Source organism: Pseudomonas sp. UBA6753, from assembly GCF_002453565.1.
Taxonomy (GTDB): domain Bacteria; phylum Pseudomonadota; class Gammaproteobacteria; order Pseudomonadales; family Pseudomonadaceae; genus Aquipseudomonas; species Aquipseudomonas putida_Z.
Genome location: NZ_DKHD01000019.1, coordinates 1 through 17,780 on the forward strand (window position 1 = coordinate 1; position 17,780 = coordinate 17,780).

Sequence of the window (17,780 nt, forward strand, 5' to 3'; positions counted from 1 at the left end):
TTTAGCTTCAAACACTTGACTCAACAGGGTGGCTGGCTTTGCTTCGCTACCGCGTTGGAGTGGTGCGCATTATAGGGCGGCGTTTCAGGAGGTCAACCTTTAATTTCAATAATTTAGGTTTTTTTGAAAAAGACCGCGTCAGGGCCGCCAGGTGCTCGATCTCACAGGCGCCAGAAAACTCATGGCCGGCACCTTGCCCCACACCCTCATAATTGCGCACTATATTGCTCACCCCACCCCGCTCAAGGATCGCTGCACAGAAATGAACACCCAGCCCCGCAGCCTGGCCGCTACCCTCTTCCCGATCGGCCTGCTGCTCATCGCCATGGCATCGATACAGTCCGGTGCCTCCCTGGCCAAAAGCATGTTCCCCCTCATCGGCGCCCAAGGCACCACCACCCTGCGCCTGATCTTTGCCAGCATCATCATGCTGCTGATCCTGCGCCCGTGGCGGGTGCGCATGACCCGCAACACCCTGCGCAACGTCATCATCTACGGCATGGCGCTGGGCGGCATGAACTTCCTCTTCTATATGGCCCTGCAAACGGTACCGATCGGCATCGCCGTGGCACTGGAGTTCACCGGCCCGCTGGCCGTGGCGATCTTCTCCTCGCGCCGGCCGATCGACTTCCTGTGGATTGCGCTGGCCATCGTCGGCCTGCTGCTGTTGCTGCCGGCCGGCCATGGCGGGCAGGCCCTCGACCCGGTCGGCGCAGCCTATGCCCTGGGCGCGGGCGTGTGCTGGGCACTGTACATCCTGTTCGGGCAGCGGGCCGGGGCCGAGCATGGCATCCAGAGTGCCGCACTGGGCGTTGTGGTCGCCGCGCTGTTCGTTGCCCCCATCGGTATCGCCCACGCCGGCAGCGCTTTGCTCACACCCGCCGTGATCCCCATGGCCCTGGGCGTTGCGGTGCTGTCCACCGCCCTGCCCTACAGCCTGGAAATGGTTGCCCTCACGCGCATCCCGGCACGCACCTTCGGCACCCTCATGAGCATCGAACCAGCCTTCGGCGCACTGTCCGGCCTGCTGTTCCTGGGCGAGGTACTGACGATTACCCAGTGGCTGGCCATCCTGGCGATCATTACCGCGTCGGTCGGCACCACCCTGTCCATGCGCAAGGAACCAAGCCCGGCCGTCCCAGCAGACTGATATGAGAAATATTTTCATTTGAGACAGGATTAGTGATTGTAGCGACCCGTCTCGCTGATTAAGCTGTCACAGAATCATCATCTTTACGCTATCTACTGGACCGAACACGGACGCTGGGGAAATTTCAGGAAGAACCAAAGCGATAACGACAGGGCCTGGCAGCTGATCCGCCCTGCATTTAAGGACAGGAATGAAACGTATTTTGCTCATCCTGGCCATCTTGGCTATTGCTGGATGTGCCGCCACGGCCAAGACTGAGGTCAAAAGGGGCAAGAAGGGCCTGCATATCAATTGCTCCGGCCTGTCTTCCTCGTGGGACAACTGCTACAGCAAGGCCGCAAGCTCCTGCAGCACGCGCGGCTACCGGGTCATTGCACGCTCGGGCGATAGCGATGAAGAACCCGGTGACTACTTGTTCGGTATCAACCCGGCGGGTTACACCAGCCGCAGCATGATCGTCATCTGCAAGTAGAAAAAGGGCAGCTCGCAAGCTGCCCTTTTCATTTGCCACCTTACAAGGGCGCGGTACGCGCCTGCAGCCAGGCCAGCGCTTCACCCTTGAGCAACGGCGTCAGGCGCTCGCGTACCTTGGCGTGATAACCGTTCAACCAGTCCAGTTCTTCCCTGGTCAGCAGTTCGGGCACCAGGCAGCGGGTATCGATCGGGCACAGCGTCAGGGTCTCGAAGTTCAGGAAGTCGCCGAAGGCGCTCTTGCCGGCCTCGCGGTTGACCACCAGGTTCTCGATGCGCACACCCCACTGCCCTGGGCGGTACGTGCCCGGCTCGATCGAGCTGATCATGCCCACCTGCATCGCCGTCTGCGGCGTGGGCGCCGCCTGGTAGGCAATGACCTGCGGCCCCTCGTGCACATTCATGAAGTAACCCACCCCATGCCCGGTGCCGTGGCCGTAATCCACCTGGTCAGCCCAGATCGGTGCCCGGGCAATGGCATCGAGCAACGGCGACAGCACGCCACGCGGGAAGGTGGCCCGCGACAGGGCGATCATGCCTTTGAGCACGCGCGTGCAATCCTGCTTCTGTGCAAGGCTCGGGTTCCCCACCGGCACCATGCGGGTGATGTCGGTGGTACCGCCAAGGTACTGCCCGCCCGAATCGATCAGCAGCAGACCATCGCCCTCGATGACCGCATGCGACTGCTCGGTGGCACGGTAATGCGGCATCGCGCCATTGCCATTGAAGGCGGCAATGGTCGAGAAGCTCAACGACACGAAGCCTGGGCGGCGGGCACGCGCGGCACTCAACTGCTCGTCGACCGTCAGTTCGGTAACCCGCTCCCGACCGAGGTTGGCCTCGAGCCAGGCGAAGAACTCGCACAAGGCCACGCCGTCCTGCTCCATCACCTGGCGGATGTGCACCAGATCGTCATCACCTTTGCACGACTTGCTCAGGGTGCTGGGGTTGAGCCCCTCGACCAGTTCCACCCCGGCCGGCAGGTTATCCAGCAGGCCGCAGGTTACCCGGGCCGGGTCGACCAGCAATCGGCTGCCGACCGGCATGGCGGCAAGGGCCTTGCCTGCTTCGGCGTAGTCGCGCGCCTCGATACCGTCGGCCGCCAGCACCTGGCGTAGATGTTCGTCGAGCTTGTCCTGGCCGACGAACAGGATGGCCTGCTGCTGGCTGATCAAGGCAAAGGCGACGAACACCGGGTTATAGGACACATCGCTACCGCGCAGGTTGAACAGCCAGGCAATGTCATCCAGGGTAGCGATGAAATGCCAGTCGGCCCCCTTGGCCTGCACGCTCTGGCGCAACTGCGCCAGCTTCTCCGCACGGCTTACCGTGGCGTGCGGTGGCAAATGCTGGTAGACCGGGTTGCCTGGCAGCGCCGGGCGCCCTTCCCATACCTGGCCCAGCAGGTCCTTGTCCGTCACCAGTCGCGCCCCGCGCGCCTTCAGCCGGTCGCCAAGCTGGCGCGCCGAAGCCAGGGCCATGACCGCACCGTCTACCGCCACGCTGCCATTGGTCTCGACGTGCTCGCCCAGCCATTCCAGCGCACCAGGCTTGCCCGGCAACAGCTTCATCAGCTCGATGCCGCTGCCAGCCAGCTCGTGTTCCGCCTGTTCCCAGTAGCGGCTATCGACCCACAGCCCGGCAAAGTCAGCCGTGACCACCAGCGTGCCGACCGAGCCGTGGAAACCCGACAGCCACTGGCGCCCTTGCCAGTAACCGGGCAGGTATTCGGAAAGATGGGGGTCGGCCGAGGGTACCAGCAAGGCATCGATGCCCTCTGCGGCCATGGCCTGGCGAACCCGCGTCAGGCGCTGCGGCACGCTTTGCCCAAAGGTGGTCTGAACGTTCATGCGCTCTCCTGCGGCTACATCACGGTTTATCCAGTGTGCCGATAATGGAACAGCCGCCAAAGCCCTGCAATCGTGGCGACCGACACACGGCATGCATTGCCCGTCACGCCCTGCGCCTACCGGACATTTCCTACAGACGGGCCAGGACCACCGATCAAGTTGCGCTGAACTTCCTCAAAGCACCGGCTTCACACTCAGTACATTCATTGCACACAGGCAAATGACCATGCCCAATGCCTGCGCCCCTAAAAGCGGCGTGGTGCTGCTCGACACCCGCGCGCACACCCCCGACCACGAGCATGCCGTACACCTGAAGCTTGCTGATGGCCTGGCCCGCCTGCTGAGCTGCCCACATGTGCAACCCGGCCAGCCACCAAGCGCCACCGATGGCTACTACTACCTGCCCACCGAAACCCTGGTCGATCCCAAGCGCCATGCCGCCCTGGGCATCTGCAGCGAGCAGGACCTGTTCGGTGGCCTGGTCGCACACCCCTACATGGCGACCAAGGCGATCTCCCACCCGTTGCCAGCCGGGGCCAGTTTCCCGCCGGGCTGGACCGATGCCTTCGCCCGCCAAGCCAGCGACGCCCTGCTGCGCGGCTATACCGTGTTCAGCAAGGCTGATGCGCGCACCGCCGCACAGCTGTTGTTGGCGGACGGCCCGTTGCGGATCAAGCCGGTACTGGCCTGCGCAGGCCGTGGGCAACAGGTCATCACCACGGCCGATGAGCTGGAACCGCTGCTGGCCGGCATGGATGACCAGGACCTTGCGCTATGGGGGCTGGTGCTCGAGGAAGACCTGAGCGAAGTGCAAACCTTCAGCGTCGGCCAGGTACGCGTCGCCGGCCTGACCTGCAGCTATCACGGTACCCAGCAACTGACCCGCGACCATCAGGGCACAGAAGTGTATGGCGGCTCCGACCTGGTAGTGGTGCGCGGTGACTATCAGGCACTGCTGCAACTGCCGCTGGACGAGCCGCTGCGCCTGGCCATCAACCAGGCGATGGCCTACGAGCAGGCCGCCGAGCAGCACTTCCCCGGCTTCATCGCCTCACGGCGCAACTACGACATCGCCCGCGGCGTCAATCCCCTGGGCCACCTGCGCAGCGGCGTACTCGAGCAATCCTGGCGCCTGGGCGGAGCCAGCAGTGCCGAGCTGCTGGCCTTGCAGGCGTTCGCCGACGACCCGGCATTGCAACGGGTACGAGCCTCCACCCATGAAGTGTTCGGCACCCCCGAACTGCCCACTGACGCCACCCTCTTTTACCAAGGAAACGACAGTGAACTCGGACAACTCAGCAAATTCGCGCGGATTCGTGAACATGACCATTCAGAGTGAAACCGTTGAACTGCAGGTCGAGGATGACAGCATCGTCGGCACCCTGGTCAGCCCCGGCAGCAAGATGCCGGGCATCCTCTTCGTCCACGGCTGGGGTGGCAGCCAGCAACGCGACCTGGCCCGCGCCCGGCATATCACCGGGCTGGGCTGCGTGTGCATGACCTTCGACCTGCGCGGCCACGAAAAAACCGAAAGCCAACGGCTGACGGTCACCCGCGAACAGAACCTGACCGACCTGCTGGTGGCCTACGACCGGCTGGTAAGCCACCCGGCCGTCGACACCAGTGCCATCGCCATCATCGGCAGCAGCTATGGCGGCTACCTGGCCACCCTGCTGACCCGCGAGCGGCCGGTCAAATGGCTGGCCCTGCGGGTACCCGCGATGTACTGGGACGACGAATGGAACCTCCCCAAGCAAACCCTCGACCGGCAACGGTTGAACGCCTACCGCCAGCGCCCGCTCGGCCCGGCGGACAACCGCGCACTGGCCGCCTGTGCCGAGTTCAGTGGCGATGTACTGCTGGTGGAGTCCGAGCAGGACGACTATGTGCCGCACAGCACCTTGATGAGCTACCGCTCGGCATTCGTCAGCGCCCATTCGCTCACCCACCGCATCGTCGACGGTGCCGACCACGCGTTGTCCAGCGAAGAGAGCCAGAAAGCCTACAGTTCGATCCTGGCGGCATGGATCAGTGAAATGGTCGTTGGCGCCCGCCTGGACCGCTACCCGCACTACGCGCCCTGGTATGCCTGAGGCTCGCCCACCTGGCAATGCAGGCCGCCATCGGCGCCGCGCACCAGGCTACGCAGGGTCTGGTAGGCAGCAAAGTTGACCCCACGCGCCTGATGCTGGCCAAGCAGTTCGAGGAAAGGCTCCCCGACGAAATAAACGGCCGCCGCTGCCCACGCCTGGCGGGACTGCCATTGCAGATACTGCAGCACCCGGCTGCCATCGTCGCTGGCCTGGATGCTGACACCCTGCAGCCCTTCGCAACGCGCGGCCAGCGCTTCGCTGCGCGCCACCAGCGCCTGGGCCAACGCCTGCTGGAACCTGCCAGGCACTTCATATTCGATCATCTGGGTAAACCACAGGGCATGGGATTTTGCCGTCATGAACGGTCTCCTGGTGACGGACGCCTACAGCGCGATGCCGAGCAGGGTAAAACCTCAAGTTATGTCAAGGTCAAGCGGTTTTCCGCACCGGGAACACCCCGCGCCCTAACCCGATACCGCGAAGCGCCGCCGGTAATCACTCGGGGTCAGGCCGGTTATGCGCTGAAACACCTTGCGAAACGCACCCGGGTCCTGGTAACCGACGCCCCAGGCGATCTGCTCGACATTGCGCCGGGTGAACTCCAGCAAGCGGCACGCCCGCCCCACCCTCACCTGCTGGCAGTACTCGGTCGGCCGTAGCCCCGTGGCAGCACGAAAACGCCGCAGGAAGGTGCGTTCCTCCAGCCCCGCGCACGCAGCCATGCTGGCCAGGTCGGCATCCTGCCCACCGTTGCCCTGCAACCAGTGCTGCACTTTCAGTACCGCCTCATCGCCATGGTCCAGGCGTGGATTGAACACTGCACCAGGCAGCGGCGCCGCGACCGGGTCGACCGCCAGGTAGCGAGCAGTTTCCCGCGCCACCGTCGCGCCCATGAAGCGCTCCAGCAAGCGCAAGCCCAGGTCGGTCCAGGCCATCAGCCCGGCCGAGGTGACGATGTCGCCATCGTCCAGCAACGGTTGCTGGGCCTCGACCCGCACCTTGGGAAAACGCTGGGCAAGCGAATGCACGTAGTTCCAGTGGGTGCAGGCCGGGCGCCCGTCGAGCAGGCCACTGGCGGCGATGAAGAACACCCCGATGCACACCGACGCCAGCACCGTGCCGTGCCCGTGCAACTGGCATAACGACGCACGATGGCGCTCAAGCAGCTCACCCTGAGGTGCCGACTCCAGGCTTGGCGGAATGATCAGCACCCGCAGATCTGCCGCGGCGGCAGGTGGGCTCTCAGGGGCAGGCTGCAACTGCCCCGCTTCGTCTGCCTGCCAGAAGCTGATACGCACCGATGGCAACTCGAGGGCACCCAGTTCGGCAACCACCCGGTTGGCGACCAGGAACAGGTCGGCCAGCCCATGCACGGCAGCACGTTGCGCGCCGGGGTACAGCAGCAGGCCGATGTCCAGGCTGGCGGGGTTGTCAGTTTTTGCCTGCATAGTGTCGTTCGCGCCAATCCTCAGGTCAGTGCACACAGCCTATAACTAACGTCATCCAACGACTACTGCCACAGGAGGCAGCATGAGCAAGCAGGCGCTGATCATCATCGACATCCAGAACGACTACTTCCCGGGCGGCAAATGGACCCTCGATGGTGCCGACCAGGCGGCCGACAATGCTGCCCGCCTGCTGGCGGCGGCGCGTGAACGGGGCGATCTGGTGGTGCATGTGCGGCATGAGTTCGACAGCGCCGATGCGCCGTTCTTCGCGCCAGGCTCGCAGGGTGCGGCGATCCATGCCAAGGTCGAGCCTCAGGCCGGTGAACCGGTGGTGCTCAAGCACAAGGTCAACGCCTTCCTCGGTACCGACCTTGAGCACACGCTGGACCGGCATGGCGTCGAGGCCCTGACCATCGTCGGCAGCATGAGCCACATGTGCATCGACGCCGCCACCCGGGCCGCGGCCGACCTGGGTTACGACGTGACCGTGGCGCACGACGCCTGTGCCACACTGCCACTGGAGTTCGATGGCAAGCGGGTGCCGGCGGCGCAGGTGCATGATTCGGTGATGGCGGCGTTGGCGTTTGCCTATGCCAAGGTGGTCAGGACCGATGAGTTGATAGGAGACTGACCGCGAACCTGGGGTTGTCCATACAGGCCTCATCGCCGGCAAGCCAGCTCCCACAGGTCCACCTTCAGGCTCGGAGCCAGTGGAGAACCTGTGGGAGCTGGCTTGCCGGCGATGAGGCCCTGGAGGCAGCAACACCTCTCGATCAAATCACCACATTACGCACAAACCGCACCGCCACTGCCCCATCGTTGCGATAGGCATACCGGCAATTGCTGGGAAACACATGGAACTGCCCGACCTGCAAGCGATGCTCGACCCCTTCGATAATCAGCGTCAGCTGCCCTTGCGCCACATAGATCTGCTCGCTCCAGCCCTCGGCATCAGCCTCGCTGGAATAGCATTCGCCTGGTGCCAGGGTCCATTCCCACAGCTCCACCTCACGCCGCGCCACACTGCTGCCCAGCAGCACCGCCCGGCTCTGCGGGTGCTCCCCGGCCCAGGCCAACTCTTCGATGCGCCCGGGGTCACGCTGGTCAGGTGCCTGGATCAGGGTACTGAAAGCCACGCCCAGGGCTTCGGCAATCAGGTCGAGAGTAGTCAGGCTGACATTCTTTTCGCCCGCCTCGATCGCCACCAGCATGCGCCGGCTGACACCGGAGCGTTCCGCCAGCGCCGTCTGGCTCATGCCCGCGGCATTGCGCAAGCTGCGTACATTGAGGCTGACATGTTGCAGCACCGATGCCCGGTGCGAGGAATCTTTGTGCACTATATTGCTCACTGGTCGGTATTGCGCAGTATACTGCCCACTTTGCGGCGATTGTGCGCCGCCCCCTCCGAGTGCGCAAGACCATGAACCAGCCCAGCACCAAACCGACCCCTGCCATTGCCTTTCGCCTGAGCAAGGCCGAACTGGTGCTGGTGTTCATCACCATGCTGTGGGGTGGCACCTTCCTGCTGGTGCACAACGTGATGACCGTCAGCGGCCCGATGTTCTTCGTCGGCCTGCGCTTCGCTGCAGCCGCGCTGTTCGTCGGGGTGGTCTCGGCGCGGGCGCTGCCGGGGCTGACCTTCACCGAACTGAAGGCCGGCATGCTGATCGGGGTGTCGATCATGCTCGGCTACGGCCTGCAGACCATGGGCCTGCAAACCATCAGCAGCAGCCAGTCTGCGTTCATCACCGCGCTGTACGTGCCGTTCGTGCCGCTGCTGCAATGGCTGGTGCTGGGCCGGCGCCCCGGTCTGATGCCCAGCATCGGTATCGGCCTGGCGTTCATCGGCCTGATGCTGCTGGCCGGCCCGGAGGGTGGCAGCCTGCACTTCAGCGAAGGCGAGCTGGTAACCCTGGTCAGCGCCGTGGCCATTGCCGGCGAAATCATCCTGATCAGCCGCTACGCCGGCCAGGTCGATGTGCGCCGGGTCACCGTGGTGCAGCTGGCGACCGCCTCGCTGCTGGCGTTCCTGATGATCGTGCCGACCCAGGAGCGCATACCCGACTTCTCCTGGCTGCTGCTGGCCAGTGCCGTGGGGCTGGGCGCCATGAGCGCGGTGATCCAGGTGGCCATGAACTGGGCGCAAAAGTCGGTCTCGCCCACCCGCGCCACCCTCATCTATGCCGGCGAACCGGTATGGGCCGGGATCGTCGGGCGCATCGCCGGTGAGCGCCTGCCGGGCGTGGCACTGCTCGGCGGCCTGCTGATCGTGATCGCGGTGGTGGTCAGCGAACTCAAGGTGCGCCGCCCGCGCGAGGTGGCCGAAGCACGGGATGTGCAGGATGAAGGCGAACGCCAGGCTGGCCTGTAAAGCCGCCAACTGCGGCTATGCTTTGTAAGAATCTGTTATAAAAAAACAGCTTGTCACAGCCTGTTTGTAGGATTCTGCGACAGCTTGCGTGTTGGTGATCAACCCCTCGGCACGTATGATTCTTTGCAAACTTTTCCAGAATAGAACGCTATGTCATTGATAGTGCTATTGCTTCTGCCGTTCGTGGGCAGTTGCCTGGCAGCCGTGCTGCCGCACAACGCACGTAACGCGGAGTCCATTCTCGCCGGGCTCGTGGCCCTGGTCGGCACTGTCCAGGTAGCACTGCTGTACCCTCAGGTTGCCCACGGTGGCGTGATTCGCGAAGAATTCCTCTGGCTGCCCAGCCTGGGGTTGAACCTGGTGCTGCGCATGGACGGCTTCGCCTGGCTGTTCTCGCTGCTGGTGCTGGGCATCGGTACGCTGGTGTCGCTGTATGCCCGCTACTACATGTCGCCACAAGACCCGGTGCCACGCTTCTTCGCCTTCTTCCTCGCCTTCATGGGCGCCATGCTCGGCCTGGTGATCTCCGGCAACCTGATCCAGCTGGTGTTCTTCTGGGAACTCACCAGCCTGTTCTCGTTCCTGCTGATCGGTTACTGGCACCATCGTGCCGACGCCCGCCGCGGCGCCTACATGGCGCTGATGGTCACGGGCGCGGGCGGCTTGTGCCTGCTGGTGGGTGCCCTGCTGCTCGGCCATGTGGTCGGCAGCTACGACTTGGACAAGGTCCTGGCTGCCGGCAACACCATCCGCCAGCATGCGCTGTACCCGGTGCTGCTGCCCCTGATCCTCATCGGCGCCCTGAGCAAGAGCGCACAATTCCCCTTCCAGTTCTGGCTGCCCCATGCCATGGCAGCACCCACCCCGGTATCGGCTTACCTGCACTCGGCGACCATGGTCAAGGCCGGGGTGTTCCTGCTGGCGCGCCTGTGGCCGGTGCTGTCGGGCAGTGAGGAGTGGTTCTGGATCGTCGGCGGTGCCGGCGCCCTCACCCTGCTGCTCGGCGCCTTCGCCGCCATGTTCCAGAACGACCTCAAGGGCCTGCTGGCGTACTCAACCATCAGCCACCTGGGCCTGATTACCCTGCTGCTGGGCCTGAACAGCCCGCTGGCCGCGGTCGCGGCGGTGTTCCACATTCTCAACCATGCCACCTTTAAGGCCTCGTTGTTCATGGCCGCCGGCATCATCGACCACGAAAGCGGTACCCGTGACATCCGCCGCCTCAGCGGGCTGATACGCCTGGTGCCATACACCGCCACCCTGGCCATGGTGGCCAGCGCCTCGATGGCCGGCGTGCCGTTGATGAACGGTTTCCTGTCCAAGGAAATGTTCTTCGCCGAAACGGTGTTCATCAGCTCCACTGCCTGGGTCGAGGCCACGCTGCCGGTGATCGCCACCCTGGCCGGCACCTTCAGCGTGGCCTATGCCCTGCGTTTCACCGTCGATGTGTTCTTCGGCCCCACGGCGCAGGACCTCCCGCACACCCCGCACGAACCGCCACGCTGGATGCGTGCGCCGGTCGAACTGCTGGTGCTCACCTGCCTGGTGGTGGGCATCTTCCCTGCCCAGTCGGTCGGCCCGCTGCTGGCCGCCGCCGCCCTGCCGGTGGTGGGCGACACCCTGCCGGAATACAGCCTGGCCATCTGGCATGGCTGGAACGCGCCGCTGATCATGAGCCTGGTGGCCATGAGCGGCGGTATCGTGCTGTACCTGCTGCTGCGCAAGCAGCTGCGCCTGGGCCGCTTCCCCTACCCGCCGGTGATCGAGCGTTTCAACGGCAAGCGCCTGTTCGAACACGGCCAGGTGCAACTGATGCTGCTGGCGCGGCGCATCGAGCGCCTGCTCACCAGCCGCCGCCTGCAGTCGCAGCTGTTCATGCTGGTGCTCGCCGCCTTCCTCGCCGGCCTCACCCCCATGCTCTACAGCGGCCTGAGCTGGGGCGACCGGCCGAAGATTCCGGGCTCGGGCGTGTTCGTCGCGCTGTGGCTGATCGCCATTGCCTGCGCCATCGGCGCCGCCTACCAGGCCAAGTATCACCGTTTGGCGGCGTTGATCATGGTCAGCGTCTGCGGCCTGATGACCTGCATCACCTTCGTCTGGTTCTCCGCGCCCGACCTGGCCCTGACCCAGCTGGTAGTGGAAGTGGTCACCACCGTACTGATCCTGCTCGGCCTGCGCTGGCTGCCGCGGCGGATCGAAGGCGTATCGCCGCTGCCGGGCAGCCTGGAGCGTGCGCGCATGCGTCGCCTGCGCGACCTGCTGCTGGCGGTGCTGGTAGGTGGCGGCATGGCCGTGCTGTCCTACGCCATGCTCACCCGGCCGACGCCGAACGACATTTCCTCGTTCTACCTGAGCCGGGCCCTGCCCCAGGGCGGTGGCACCAACGTGGTCAATGTCATGCTGGTCGATTTCCGTGGTTTCGATACCCTCGGTGAAATCACCGTGCTGGTGGCCGTGGCGCTGACCGTGTTCGCCCTGCTGCGGCGCTTCCGCCCGCCGAAGGAAAGCATGCAACTGCCGGCGCAGCAGCGCCAGCTGGCACCTGACGTGGTCACCGACCTGATCAACCCACGGCATGCCACGGACACCGCCCTGGGCTTCATGATGGTGCCTGCGGTGCTGGTGCGCCTGCTGCTGCCGATCGCCCTGCTGGTGTCGATGTACCTGTTCATGCGTGGCCACAACCAGCCCGGTGGCGGCTTTGTCGCCGGCCTAGTGATGTCGGTGGCGTTCATCCTGCAGTACATGGTGGCCGGCACCCAGTGGGTCGAGGCGCAGATGAGCCTGCGCCCGCTGCGCTGGATGGGCACCGGGCTGCTGTGCGCAACCCTGACCGGCGCGGGCGCCATGCTGCTGGGCTACCCGTTCCTCACCACCCATACCGCCCACCTGCACCTGCCGTTGCTCGGCGATGTGCACGTGGCCAGCGCGCTGTTCTTCGATGTCGGCGTGTTCACCGTGGTGGTCGGCTCGACCCTGCTGATCCTCACTGCCCTGGCGCACCAGTCGGTGCGCGCCTACCGCCCGGGCAACCCGGCGAAAACCAGCCAAGCAGGAGCCGCCTGATGGAAGAAGTGATTGCAGTTGCCATCGGCGTGCTGGCCGCCTCGGGGGTGTGGCTGATCCTGCGCCCGCGAACCTACCAGGTGATCATGGGCCTGTGCCTGCTGTCGTACGGGGTCAACCTGTTCATCTTCAGCATGGGCAGCCTGTTCATCGGCAAGGAACCGATCATCAAGGACGGCGTGCCCCAGGATTTGCTGCACTACACCGACCCGCTGCCGCAGGCCCTGGTACTCACCGCCATCGTCATCAGCTTCGCCATGACCGCGCTGTTCCTGGTGGTGTTGCTGGCCTCGCGCGGCCTGACCGGTACCGACCACGTGGATGGCCGGGAGCGTGACGAATGAGTGGCATGAGCCAATTGATCATCGCGCCCATCCTGCTGCCCCTGGTGACCGCGGCAGTGATGTTGCTGCTGGGCGAGAAACACCGGCAGATAAAAGCCCGGCTGAACCTGCTGTCGACCTTCGCCGGCCTGGCCATCGCGGTCAGCCTGCTGCTGTGGGTGCGCACCCAGGGCCAGGCGGAATCGATCGGTGTCTACCTGCCAGGCAACTGGCCGGCGCCGTTCGGCATCGTGCTGGTGGTCGACCACCTGTCGGCCCTGCTGCTGACCCTCACCGGCATCATCGGCTTCAGTGCCCTGCTGTTTGCCCGCGCCCGCTGGGACGGTGCCGGGGCCAGCTTCCACGCACTGTTCCAGATCCAGCTGATGGGCCTGTACGGCGCCTTCCTCACCGCCGACCTGTTCAACCTGTTCGTGTTCTTCGAGGTGCTGCTGGCCGCTTCCTATGGCCTGCTGCTGCATGGCTCGGGCCGCGCCCGGGTGCGTGCCGGCCTGCACTACATTGCCATCAACCTGTTCGCCTCGTCGCTGTTCCTGATCGGCGCAGCGATGCTGTATGGCGTGACCGGCACCCTGAACATGGCCGACCTGGCCCTGAAGATTCCGCTGGTGCCGGAGGCCGACCGCGGCCTGCTGCACGCCGGCGCGGCGATCCTGGCCATGGCCTTCCTGGTCAAGGCCGGCATCTGGCCGCTGAACTTCTGGCTGGTGCCGGCCTATGCCTCCGCCAGCGCGCCGGTGGCTGCGCTGTTCGCCATCATGACCAAGGTCGGCCTGTATGCCGTGCTGCGCCTGTGGACACTGCTGTTCTCCGGGCAGGCCGGGGCCTCGGCGCACTTTGGTGGTGAATGGCTGGTGTACGGTGGCCTGGTCACCCTGGCGGTGGCGGCGGTGTCGATCCTGGCCGCGCAGCGCCTGGAGCGCATGGCCGCCCTCAGCATCCTGGTTTCGGCCGGCACCCTGCTCGGCGCCGTCGGTTTTGCGCAATCGGCGCTAACCGGCGCAGCATTGTTCTACCTGGTCAACTCGACCCTGGCACTGTGCGCACTGTTCCTGCTCGCCGAACTGGTCGAGCGTTCGCGCTCGGCCAACGAAGCACCGCTGGACGACGAAGAAGACGCCATGCCGCCACCGCTGGAATCACTGCACCCGCCCAAGGGCATCAACCTCGATGATGAGCAGAAGGTGGTGATCGGCCAGATCATCCCGTGGACCATGGCCTTCCTCGGCCTCAGCTTCATCGCCTGCGCCTTGCTGATCATCGGCATGCCGCCGCTGTCGGGCTTTGTCGGCAAGCTCAACCTGATCAGCGCGCTGTTCAACCCGCAGGGGGTGGGCGTACCTGCCGAGCAGCCGCTGGGCACGGTGGGCTGGGGCCTGGTGGCGTTGCTGATCCTGTCTGGCATGGCCTCGCTGATCGCCTTCGGCCGCGTCGGCATCCAGCGTTTCTGGAAGCCTGAGGAACGCCCGTCGCCGGTGCTGCGCCGCTATGAATGCCTGCCCATCGTCATCCTGCTCGGCCTGTGCATCATCCTCAGCTTCAAGGCCGAACCGCTGCTGCGCTACACCCAGGACACCGCCGCCAGCCTGCAGGCCCCCGATGCCTATATCGAAGCCGTGATGGCCGCCCGGCCGATTCCTGGCCCCACCTCGTTCGACGTACAGGTGCAGCCATGAATCGACTGTTCCCCGCACCGTTGTTATCGGTTTCGCTGTTCGGCCTGTGGCTGTTGCTGAACCTGTCGGTCAGCCCCGGCAACCTGCTGCTGGCTGCCGCGCTTGGCGTGCTGGCGCCGCTGCTGATGGCACCGCTGCGCCCGCAGCATGCCCATGTGCGCCGGCCGCTGGCCATCGCCCGGCTGATTGGCCGGGTCGGCATCGATGTGATCATGTCCAACCTGCTGGTTGCCCGTGGCGTGCTGCGCGCCGGCAAGCAGCCGCCACGCTCGGCGTTCGTGCACATCCCGCTGGCCCTGCGCGACCCGCATGGCCTGGCGGCGTTGTCGATGATTACCACGGTGGTGCCCGGCACGGTCTGGTCCGAGCTGGCGCTGGACCGCAGCGTGTTGCTGCTGCATGTGTTCGACCTGGACGATGAGGCGGCCTTCATCCAGCACTTCAAGGACACCTACGAACGCCCGCTGATGGAGATTTTCCAATGACAGGCCTGCTCGCCAATGCTGTCCTCGCCAGCCTGTTCATCTTCGCCCTGGCCATGGCCCTGGCACTTGTCCGGCTGTTCCGCGGCCCGTCCGCCCAGGACCGGGTGCTGGCGCTGGACTACCTGTACATTCTGGCCATGCTGACCATGCTGGTGCTGGGAATCCGTTATGCCAGTGACACCTACTTCGAAGGTGCCCTGCTGATTGCGCTGTTCGGTTTCGTTGGCTCGTTTGCCCTGGCCAAGTTCCTGCTGCGCGGTGAGGTGATCGAATGACTGAAACCCTGCAACTCCCCTTCTGGCTGGAGCTGGTCACCGCCGCGCTGCTGCTGACCGGCAGCCTGTTCGCCCTGATCGGTGCCGTGGGCCTGCTGCGGCTGAAGGACTACTTCCAGCGCATGCACCCGCCGGCACTGGCCTCGACCATTGGTGCCTGGTGCGTGGCACTGGCCTCGATCATCTACTTTTCCTGGCTCAAGGACGCCCCGGTGCTGCACGCCTGGCTGATTCCGATCCTGCTGTCGATCACCGTACCGGTGACCACACTGTTGCTGGCCCGGGCGGCGCTGTTCCGCAAGCGCATGGCGAAAGAGCCGGTCCCTGAAGAAGTGAGCAGCGGCCGCGATCGCGGTAACTGAAAGGTTGCCGCCTCACCCTTGGGCCAGGCGCTGCAACTCACGCCGGACCATGGCCGCATAAGGCGGCGGGCCGAGGCGATACAATTCCCCCGCCACCCAGTTCAACCAGGCGCCCTGCAACTCTTCGCGCCTGGCCAGCAAACGCTCGGCCTCGGCCACGGCATCCGCCTGGTGCTGGCGATGGAATTCGGCACGCGTGGCGGGCGCGTCGTCACTGTGGATCATTCACTGGCCTTGAAGGTGGTCAGCTCACCTTTGCGCCATTTGGCAACCTTGCCGGTCACCGCCTTGAGCAACTTGCCCAAGCCTTCCTGCACTTGCTGCTGCGCGGCGAACACCAGCATCACACCGTGGCCTTCACGGAACACGATGCCCTCGCCTTCGGGCACCGACACGAAGGCATAGTCGCCCACGCCATACACGTTCAGCTTGATTTCGCGAAAGCGCATTTCCAGTTTGCCGCCTTCGCGGCTGGGCAGTACGGCGGCGCGAAAGTGGTCGCCCACCTTCAGTTCCAACCGCTGCTTGTCATCGACGACCAATGCGCTTTCGGTGTCGATTTCGGCCATGTACAGGCCTTCGGGACTCTGTTCGGTGACATAGACAAAGCGGCCCTGGAACAGCTGGGCCAATTTACCGCGCAAGTCGCCCAGGGCGAACAACGCATGGGTATCAAGAGTGCTGACTGCCAATGAAGTAATCCTCAACCGGTTACAACCCGCCCTCACCCAAGCTCGGTGAGGCACGGCCATTTCTTATCGATAGGCGAAAAGAGTAATAAAGCGATACGCGAAATGTCTGTGCACGCTGGCGATGCAGCGTGCAGGAATCTTTACTCTGGCTTGCCAGATCTGGCCTCAAATACAGGCTTTCGGCATATTCCCGATTCGGGAAGCGTAATGTCTGACAGCAAAACCGCCAGAAAAGATGCGGCAGGCAATGCCAGAGCGCACGTGAGAACGGGCCCTGCAATCCATCAGCGCATTACTGGGGGAAGAATATGCATGAAAACACCGAAATTCGTCGAGAGGCAAAGTACATTTCTTACAGAGGAACGCCCTGAACGACACCCCGTTCGCTCGTCGGCAGCACTCACTGCACTCAAGCCGCCAGACTCTTCTTCAACTGCTGCTGCCAGGCCGCCTGGCACTCCAGCGCTTCTTCTCGCGTGGCGAATGCGGTACCACGGCGTTCGCCATTGACCAGCACCACCCAGCAGATGCGTTTACCCAGCGCACGCAGTATGGCGGGCACACCCGAACCAATCATCACGGCTACATCGACTCGGCTATTCATCATTCCCTCCGGAATTTAATTAGCACCCTAACGATAAAGCCATGATACGCCTGCGTACGGCGTAGAAACAGCGCATCCCGGTACAGCAGTGTTACGTGCAGGGCAACAAAACCGCGGCCGGCAAGAAACGCAAAAAGCCCCAGGGATCGCTCCGTGGGGCTTGGCACACCGCGCGGAGTTACACCTGGCGCTGGTGGCGGTCGAGCTGCTCGTGGCGCTCCTGGGCTTCGATGCAGTACTTGGTGGTCGGGCTGATCAGCAGACGCTTCAGGCCGATTGGTTCACCGCTGTCATCGCACCAGCCGAAGCTTTCGTCGGCAATACGGTCCAGGGCCATTTCCAGCTGCGGCAGCAGGCGCTGGTCGCGGTCGATGGCGTTTACCAGCCAGCTACGCTCTTCTTCGACCGAAGCCACGTCGGCAGGATCCGACGGGGTGTCCAGGCCTTCGATGGTGGCACGGCTCAGCTCGATGCGTTCATGGGTTTCGACTTTCATCGCCTGCAGCAGGCCAGCGAAGAAAGCCAGCTGGTCAGCGTTCATGTAGTCATCGGCCGACATGGCCAGCAACTGTTCCTTGGTCATCGATTTCTCTATGAAAAAATGTGCATTTGGGCGATTCAGGTGCCGCCGACGCCTTGACATCGGCAGCGGAATTCTTCAAGCGCCAACCGGCACTCTTTTACAGGGGGCGGCAGTCTAAGGCGCCGCGTCGCGTGGAGCAACTGCAATTGGGTGCGAATTTGCTTCCGGTGCCCACATTCCGCCAGTCGGCGCCCTCTGCTCTGCTCTGGCTCTGGCTCTGGCTCTGGCTCTGGCTCTGGCTCTGGCTCTGGCTCTGGCTCTGGCTCTGGCTCTGGCTCTGGCTCTGGCTCTTGATCTTGATCTTGATCTT

At 64.2% G+C, this 17,780-nt stretch carries 20 protein-coding genes; 12 read left to right on the forward strand and 8 right to left on the reverse strand.

Features of this window, described 5'->3' with window-relative positions; genetic code table 11:
* Positions 1-262 precede the first annotated feature (262 nt).
* Positions 263-1,150: a threonine/homoserine exporter RhtA gene (gene rhtA / locus B2790_RS07525; protein ID WP_286918559.1), complete on the forward strand. Its 888-nt coding sequence runs from the start codon at positions 263-265 to the stop codon at positions 1,148-1,150.
* A gap of 190 nt (positions 1,151-1,340) precedes the next feature.
* Complete coding sequence (locus B2790_RS07530) at positions 1,341-1,622, forward strand: hypothetical protein (protein WP_025338390.1); 282 nt, start codon at positions 1,341-1,343, stop codon at positions 1,620-1,622.
* Between the two features lie 40 nt (positions 1,623-1,662).
* On the opposite strand, the gene B2790_RS07535 is transcribed toward B2790_RS07530, so the two are convergent.
* Complete coding sequence (locus B2790_RS07535; protein ID WP_286918560.1) at positions 1,663-3,471, reverse strand: aminopeptidase P family protein; 1,809 nt, start codon at positions 3,469-3,471, stop codon at positions 1,663-1,665.
* 220 nt (positions 3,472-3,691) lie between these two features.
* Between B2790_RS07535 and B2790_RS07540 the strand changes: the two genes are divergently transcribed.
* Positions 3,692-4,810 (forward strand): DUF3182 family protein, encoded by a 1,119-nt coding sequence (locus B2790_RS07540; protein ID WP_286918561.1) that lies wholly within the window; start codon positions 3,692-3,694, stop codon positions 4,808-4,810.
* Positions 4,794-5,564, forward strand: coding sequence for an alpha/beta hydrolase family protein (locus B2790_RS07545; protein ID WP_274121016.1), 771 nt, complete (start codon positions 4,794-4,796; stop codon positions 5,562-5,564). The genes B2790_RS07540 and B2790_RS07545 overlap by 17 nt, the downstream gene beginning before the upstream one ends.
* Here the strand turns inward: B2790_RS07545 and B2790_RS07550 are convergent.
* On the reverse strand, positions 5,543-5,923 hold the full coding sequence (locus B2790_RS07550) for an antibiotic biosynthesis monooxygenase (protein WP_286918562.1): 381 nt from the start codon (positions 5,921-5,923) through the stop codon (positions 5,543-5,545). The genes B2790_RS07545 and B2790_RS07550 overlap by 22 nt on opposite strands.
* A 105-nt stretch (positions 5,924-6,028) precedes the next feature.
* The gene (locus B2790_RS07555) at positions 6,029-7,012 is read right to left on the reverse strand and encodes a GlxA family transcriptional regulator (protein WP_075044260.1); all 984 of its coding nucleotides are present in this window, start codon (positions 7,010-7,012) and stop codon (positions 6,029-6,031) included.
* 82 nt (positions 7,013-7,094) lie between these two features.
* Here B2790_RS07555 and B2790_RS07560 point away from each other — a divergent pair, with 82 nt between their 5' ends.
* Positions 7,095-7,643, forward strand: a complete 549-nt coding sequence (locus B2790_RS07560) for a cysteine hydrolase family protein (protein ID WP_085593382.1) — start codon at positions 7,095-7,097, stop codon at positions 7,641-7,643.
* Between the two features lie 142 nt (positions 7,644-7,785).
* On the opposite strand, the gene B2790_RS07565 is transcribed toward B2790_RS07560, so the two are convergent.
* Complete coding sequence (locus B2790_RS07565; protein WP_015269662.1) at positions 7,786-8,349, reverse strand: helix-turn-helix domain-containing protein; 564 nt, start codon at positions 8,347-8,349, stop codon at positions 7,786-7,788.
* A gap of 83 nt (positions 8,350-8,432) precedes the next feature.
* Here B2790_RS07565 and B2790_RS07570 point away from each other — a divergent pair, with 83 nt between their 5' ends.
* The 7 genes from B2790_RS07570 to B2790_RS07600 all read left to right on the forward strand — a co-directional run bounded on the left by B2790_RS07570 (position 8,433) and on the right by B2790_RS07600 (position 15,591).
* The gene (locus tag B2790_RS07570) at positions 8,433-9,383 is read left to right on the forward strand and encodes a DMT family transporter (protein WP_286918563.1); all 951 of its coding nucleotides are present in this window, start codon (positions 8,433-8,435) and stop codon (positions 9,381-9,383) included.
* Between the two features lie 150 nt (positions 9,384-9,533).
* Positions 9,534-12,449, forward strand: a complete 2,916-nt coding sequence (locus tag B2790_RS07575) for a monovalent cation/H+ antiporter subunit A (protein ID WP_274121018.1) — start codon at positions 9,534-9,536, stop codon at positions 12,447-12,449.
* Complete coding sequence (locus tag B2790_RS07580) at positions 12,449-12,793, forward strand: Na+/H+ antiporter subunit C (RefSeq protein WP_013971840.1); 345 nt, start codon at positions 12,449-12,451, stop codon at positions 12,791-12,793. The genes B2790_RS07575 and B2790_RS07580 overlap by 1 nt, the downstream gene beginning before the upstream one ends.
* A complete protein-coding gene (locus B2790_RS07585; protein WP_286918564.1) occupies positions 12,790-14,469 on the forward strand; it encodes a monovalent cation/H+ antiporter subunit D in 1,680 nt (559 codons plus the stop codon). The genes B2790_RS07580 and B2790_RS07585 overlap by 4 nt, the downstream gene beginning before the upstream one ends.
* Positions 14,466-14,954, forward strand: a complete 489-nt coding sequence (locus B2790_RS07590; RefSeq protein WP_025338379.1) for a Na+/H+ antiporter subunit E — start codon at positions 14,466-14,468, stop codon at positions 14,952-14,954. Before B2790_RS07585 ends, B2790_RS07590 begins: the two co-directional genes overlap by 4 nt.
* The gene (locus tag B2790_RS07595) at positions 14,951-15,229 is read left to right on the forward strand and encodes a K+/H+ antiporter subunit F (RefSeq protein WP_075044256.1); all 279 of its coding nucleotides are present in this window, start codon (positions 14,951-14,953) and stop codon (positions 15,227-15,229) included. The genes B2790_RS07590 and B2790_RS07595 overlap by 4 nt, the downstream gene beginning before the upstream one ends.
* Positions 15,226-15,591, forward strand: a complete 366-nt coding sequence (locus B2790_RS07600) for a Na+/H+ antiporter subunit G (protein WP_025338378.1) — start codon at positions 15,226-15,228, stop codon at positions 15,589-15,591. Before B2790_RS07595 ends, B2790_RS07600 begins: the two co-directional genes overlap by 4 nt.
* Before the next feature lie 12 nt (positions 15,592-15,603).
* Here the strand turns inward: B2790_RS07600 and B2790_RS07605 are convergent, their stop codons facing one another.
* The 4 genes from B2790_RS07605 to B2790_RS07620 form a co-directional block, all read right to left on the reverse strand.
* Positions 15,604-15,816 (reverse strand): hypothetical protein, encoded by a 213-nt coding sequence (locus B2790_RS07605; RefSeq protein WP_286918565.1) that lies wholly within the window; start codon positions 15,814-15,816, stop codon positions 15,604-15,606.
* The gene (locus tag B2790_RS07610; protein ID WP_003259020.1) at positions 15,813-16,283 is read right to left on the reverse strand and encodes a hypothetical protein; all 471 of its coding nucleotides are present in this window, start codon (positions 16,281-16,283) and stop codon (positions 15,813-15,815) included. The genes B2790_RS07605 and B2790_RS07610 overlap by 4 nt, the downstream gene beginning before the upstream one ends.
* A gap of 409 nt (positions 16,284-16,692) precedes the next feature.
* Entirely contained in the window at positions 16,693-16,887 is a 195-nt protein-coding gene (locus B2790_RS07615; protein WP_286918566.1) for a hypothetical protein, read from the reverse strand.
* A gap of 178 nt (positions 16,888-17,065) precedes the next feature.
* Positions 17,066-17,470 carry a TraR/DksA family transcriptional regulator gene (locus B2790_RS07620; RefSeq protein ID WP_003259022.1) on the reverse strand — a complete coding sequence of 135 codons (405 nt, stop codon included), beginning with the start codon at positions 17,468-17,470 and terminating at the stop codon, positions 17,066-17,068.
* Positions 17,471-17,780 lie beyond the last annotated feature (310 nt).